The sequence below is a fragment of the Sporosarcina koreensis genome (assembly GCF_001531445.1).
GTDB lineage: Bacteria > Bacillota > Bacilli > Bacillales_A > Planococcaceae > Sporosarcina > Sporosarcina koreensis_C.
Window position 1 is genome coordinate 1 of record NZ_LQYA01000042.1, and the last position, 349, is coordinate 349.

Below are 349 nucleotides of genomic sequence, written 5' to 3' on the forward strand. Positions count from 1 at the left end.
CGTGAATATTTTAAAAACAGGTATGGAAATCATTTTGTGATGATGAATTCTGAAATGATTGGTGACGAAAAAGTTTATTTTTATAGTTTGATCTTGGACAGAAAAGTTTTTGAAGATGGACAAAAGCAAATGGTGAAAGATGGTTTCATGGTTGACGCATTAAATTTTATGAATAGTTATCAGCCAGTGGAAATTTTTGAAGATGGTCGGATACATATAATTCATTGAAAATTAGAGTGGTTGTTCAACAAACGGGCCATTTAACGGAATAAGTGATGAAAACTGAATTTAAAACTTAGTCTGTATGTGGTAAAATGTTTCAATCAAGATTAGGAGGCATTAATTATGA

Annotated in this window: 1 protein-coding gene; it reads left to right on the forward strand. The window is 30.7% G+C overall.

Going from position 1 to position 349, the window contains the following annotated elements:
• Nucleotides 1-228: hypothetical protein (locus tag AWV70_RS06535; RefSeq protein ID WP_060205395.1), on the forward strand; the 228-nt coding region annotated here is incomplete at its 5' end.
• Between the last annotated feature and the right edge of the window lie 121 nt (nt 229-349).